General features: G+C 68.4%; 5 protein-coding genes. 4 read left to right on the top strand and 1 reads right to left on the bottom strand.

Going from position 1 to position 4,536, the window contains the following annotated elements; translation table 11 throughout:
• From O3Q52_RS49315 to O3Q52_RS49300, 4 genes are all read left to right on the top strand, one after another.
• Positions 1 to 531: peptidyl-prolyl cis-trans isomerase (locus O3Q52_RS49315; protein ID WP_269654963.1), on the top strand; the 531-nt coding region annotated here is incomplete at its 5' end.
• Between the two features lie 139 nt (positions 532 to 670).
• The gene (locus O3Q52_RS49310) at positions 671 to 2,041 is read left to right on the top strand and encodes an extracellular solute-binding protein (protein WP_269654962.1); all 1,371 of its coding nucleotides are present in this window, start codon (positions 671 to 673) and stop codon (positions 2,039 to 2,041) included.
• A 26-nt stretch (positions 2,042 to 2,067) separates the two neighbouring features.
• Positions 2,068 to 3,063: a carbohydrate ABC transporter permease gene (locus tag O3Q52_RS49305; RefSeq protein ID WP_269654964.1), complete on the top strand. Its 996-nt coding sequence runs from the start codon at positions 2,068 to 2,070 to the stop codon at positions 3,061 to 3,063.
• Positions 3,060 to 3,962 carry a carbohydrate ABC transporter permease gene (locus O3Q52_RS49300; protein WP_269654961.1) on the top strand — a complete coding sequence of 301 codons (903 nt, stop codon included), beginning with the start codon at positions 3,060 to 3,062 and terminating at the stop codon, positions 3,960 to 3,962. The genes O3Q52_RS49305 and O3Q52_RS49300 overlap by 4 nt, the downstream gene beginning before the upstream one ends.
• Positions 3,963 to 4,007: 45 nt before the next feature.
• On the opposite strand, the gene O3Q52_RS49295 is transcribed toward O3Q52_RS49300, so the two are convergent.
• A partial coding sequence (locus O3Q52_RS49295; RefSeq protein WP_269654960.1) for a glycoside hydrolase family 3 C-terminal domain-containing protein occupies positions 4,008 to 4,536 on the bottom strand: 529 nt, incomplete at its 5' end.

Genomic DNA, 4,536 nt, shown 5'->3' with positions numbered 1-4,536 from the left:
CGCCCCGACGCGTCGGCGCGGGCCGAACGGCAGCGGCGGCGCTGGGCGACCCAGGTGGTCGTCGTGGACGAACTGGCCCGCCGGGCGTGCGCCGAGCGCGGACTGAGGCCTCCCGAAGAAGTCCGGCCGGCGCACGTACTCGCCGTGGCCGAGGAGGACGTCGCGGATCTCGGCAGCATCGTCGCCGCGGTGCTCGCCCACTCCCCGGCCGCACGCGTCCTGCTCGCCGCGCTGGAGAGCGAGCAGGACGTGCCGGAGTCGGCGGTACGGGACTACTACGACCGCAACCCGGACCGCTTCCTCACCCCGGACGCCCTGCGCCGCGGAGTCGACCCCTTCGGCGGGACGGACACCTCGGACCACCTGCCGTACGAGGGCGTACGCGAGGGTGTCGCCCACGAGTTGCGCCGGTCCGCCGGCCGGCGCGCCTTCTTCGCCTGGCTCGACCGGGCGCGCGCCGGGGTGGTGTACGCCGCCGGGCACGAGCACCCCGGCGATCCGTCGCACCCGGACCACGAGCACCGGCACTGACCGCACGCCGACCGTGTCCGGAACCTAAAAGCAACACAGCACCCATTGACCTCCGATGAATTCTGGTCCACCTTTTCATCAATCGGAGTCGAAGTTGGTGAATTGAACCAGCAGCAGACTGGGTCTCAGGAGGGCAGCAATGCGCGCAAGAAGACTGACCGGATCCCTGGCCTGGCTCGTCGTGGTGACGTTGACGGCCGCAGGCTGCGGCCTGTCCGGCGACTCCGACGACGGTGGCGCCACCGCGGGCGGTTGCAAGGTCAACGAGGGAAACGTCGGGTCGGGCAAGCTCACCGGTGACGTCAAAGGGAAGATCACTTTCCAGACGACCAACCTGAAGAAGGACTTCGGGAGCTTCTTCAACGGAGTGATCAAGGACTTCGAGAAGGCCAACCCCGGCACCTCGGTCAAGTGGATCGACGACCCCGGCGACAGCACGTTCACCCAGCGCACCGTCGCCGACGCCCAGGGCTGCACGATGCCGGACGTGATCAACATCGACGCCCCCACCGCGACCGCGCTCACCAAGGCCGGTTACCTGCTGAACGTGGGCGTCAAGGACCCGGACGCCGCCAAGCCCTTCGTCCCGGCGTTCTGGAAGTCCAGCACCTACAAGGACGCCTCGGGGAAGGCGGCGCACACCGTGCTGCCCTGGTACACCGGCGGCGTCCTCCTCACGTACAACACCGACATGCTGAAGAAGGCCGGGATCGACCCGGCGAAGCCGCCGAAGACGATGTTCGGGCTGTTCGCCGACTACGAGAAGATCGCCAAGTCGGCCAAGGGCAAGTACTTCGCGACGATGGCCAACCCGATCTGGCGGATCCCGGCCGACTGGGACCAGATGGACATCAGGACGCTGTCCGCAGACGGCAAGTCGGCCGTCTTCGCCGACGATCCGAGGACCACCCAGTGGGTGGCCTGGATGGCGAAGCTGTACAAGGAAGGCGCCATGCCGAAGGACTCGCTGTCCTCCAGCAACGACCCCTCCACGCCGTACAGCCAGGGCCAGGTCGCCTACGGTTCGACGAACCCGAGCTTCGTGCGCTTCGTGAAGCAGAACAGCCCGTCGGTCTACGCCAAGACCGGCGTCGGCCAGCAGCCCTTCGACGCGCTCGGCCACACCACGGCCGCCCCGCAGTACATCTCGGTCGCCGCGACCAGCAAGCACGCCCCCACCGCGCTCGCGTTCGCCAAGTTCCTCACCAACGCCGAGAACCAGACGGCCTGGTGCAAGGATCCGAACGTCGTGATCTTCCCGACGACCACAACCTCGCTGGACGACCCGTTCTTCCAGAACGCGACCGGCAGCGACCCCTTCTCCCAGGCCCGCAAGCTCGTCGCCGAGCAGCTCAAGACCACCACCGCCTACCAGACCAACATCTCGCCGGCCGTGCAGAAGGCCATCGTGTCCCAGGTGCAGCTGGCCATGCAGGGCAAGAAGAGCCCCGAGCAGGCCGTGAAGGACGCCCAGGAGAAGGCCAACGACCTGCTGAAGCAGGCAGGCTGATCGTGGCGACGCAGACCGCGAAGCCGGTGTCCGCGCCCGGTGCGGAGCACACAGCCTCCGTGCCGGGCGCGGCCCCGTCCCGCATACGCCGACTGAGCCGGGCGGTGCTGCCCGGCCCCGCTCCCGGCGCCAACGGCGCGGCGCTGTACCGCCGTTGGTGGCTGCCCTGGCTGTGGACCGCCCCCGCGATCGTCTGCGCGGTGGTCTTCGGCGTGTTCCCGTTCCTCAACACGCTCCTGCTGTCGTTCACCGACGCCAAGCCGCTCGGCGGCGCCGCGGGCTTCGTCGGGCTCGACAACTACACGCGGATGCTGGACGACTCGGACTTCTGGCTGGCGACCCGCAACAGCATCCTGTACGCGCTGATCGTCGTACCGCTGATGGTGCTGCTGCCGCTGCTGCTGGCCGTCCTGGTGGAGAAGAACCTGCCCGGCATCGGCTTCTTCCGCTCCGCCTTCTACACCCCCGTCCTCGCCTCCAGCGTGGTCGTGGGTCTGAGCTGGCAGTGGCTGCTGGCCGACGACGGGCTGATCAACACCTGGCTGGAGAAGGCCCATCTGATCAGGGACGCCATCCCGTTCCTGTCCGACTCGTGGCTGATCCTGTTCTCCGCGATGGGCCTGACCCTGTGGAAGGGCCTCGGCTGGTACATGATCTTCTACCTGGCCGCGCTGGGGAACGTGCCCAAGGAACTCCACGAGGCGGCGTCCATGGACGGCGCCGGCGCGGTCCGCCGCTTCTGGCACATCACCGTGCCCGGTGTGCGGCAGGCCATGATGCTGGTCGGCACCCTCACCGGCATCGGCTCGCTGCGCGTGTTCACCGAGCTCTACATGCTCGGCGGTCCCACCGGCGGCCCCGGTGGCGCGGACCGCACGCTGCCCTTCTACATCAAGGACGTCGGCCTCGACCCGATCACCGGCAACGCCGGTTACGGCTCGGCGGTCAGTGTGGCGCTGTTCCTGCTGACGCTGGGACTGACCCTGCTGGCGCAGCGGCTGACGAGGGAGGACGAGTCATGACGACCGCGACCGTAACCTCGGCCGCAACCGAGACCGCACCGCGCAGGAGACTGCTGCCGCGCTGGCGGGACTACGGCCGCCCCCGGGAGCTGGTCGTCCGCTATCTGCTGCTGCTCTTCGTGCTCGGCATCACCGTCGGGCCGTTGGTCTGGCAGCTCCTGGCCTCGCTGAAGAGCACCAGCGAGGACGTCTTCGGCGCGAACGCCTCACTGTTTCCGCACGAGCCGACCCTGCGGGCCTACCGGGCGGTCTTCGACCAGGTGCCGGTGGCCACGTACATCAGGAACAGCATGTTCGTGGTCGTCCTGTCGGTCGGCAGCCAGCTGCTGTTCTCCACCACGGCCGGCTACATGCTCTCCAAGCCCAACTGGAAGGGCCGCAAGACGGTTTGGGTCGTACTGATCGCCTCGATGATGTTCCCCTTCGAGTCGATCATGGTGTCGCTGTTCCTGAGCATCCGCGACCTGGGCCTGGTCGACAACCTGGTGGGCGTGTGGCTGCCCGGGTTCGTCGGTGCCATCAACGTGCTCCTGATGCGTGCCGCGTTCATGGCGGTGCCGCGCGAGATCGAGGACTCGGCGATGCTCGACGGCGCGGGCGAGTGGCAGCGCTTCCGGTATCTGTACCTGCCGTCCGCGTGGGGCGCGATCCTGGTGGTCACGATCAACACCTTCATCAGCGCCTGGGACGACTTCCTCTGGCCGCTGATCGTGCTGCGCTCGGAGGAACACATGACGCTGACGCTGGGTCTCTCGCGGCTGCAGAGCTCGTCGTTCGGCTACGACCAGCGGGTGGTCATGGCCGGTTCGGTGATCTCCGTCATCCCGGTGCTGGTGCTGTTCGTGATCACGCAGCGGTGGTTCTACAAGGGGGTTTCGTCGGGGGCCGTGAAGCTCTGACGGCCCGCCGGCCGTCGCTGTCGACTGCCCTGTCGGCCATCGCCGTCAACCGTCGATCCGCAGCACGGCCGGCACGGCGTCCAACGCGGCCCGCGCCGATTCCGCGACCCGGATCTCCATGGTGCCGGGCAGCACGCCCGTCTCCAAGTCGGCACCGACCTGCGCGAGTTGGTCGGCGCCGAGGGGGATGGCGACCGTGCGGGTCTCTCCCGGAGTGAGTTCGACGTTCCTGAAGGCGCGCAGTTCGAGCGTGCGCGGCCACACGGGCGTGATCAGCCGGCGGATGTAGAGCTGGACGACGGTACGCCCGACCCGTTCCCCCGTGTTGGTGACGTCGACCGTGACGGTGTGCCCGGACAGGAGCGGCGGCCCGTAGGCGAAGCTCGTGTACGACAGCCCGTGCCCGAAGGAGTAGAGCGGCTCGGCGCTCTCGTCGACATAGGCTCCGTACTCGGTGTCCTTGTGGTTGTAGTACACGGGGAGTTGGGCGGCCGAGCGCGGGACCGAGACGGGCAGGCGCCCGCGCGGCTCGGCGTGCCCGAGGAGCACCCCGGCGATCGCGTCGCCGCCCCAC

The sequence above is a fragment of the Streptomyces sp. ActVer genome (assembly GCF_027270795.1).
Lineage (GTDB): Bacteria > Actinomycetota > Actinomycetes > Streptomycetales > Streptomycetaceae > Streptomyces > Streptomyces umbrinus_A.
Note: the sequence above shows the minus strand (reverse complement) of the source record. Positions and strands in the feature narration are given on the sequence as shown.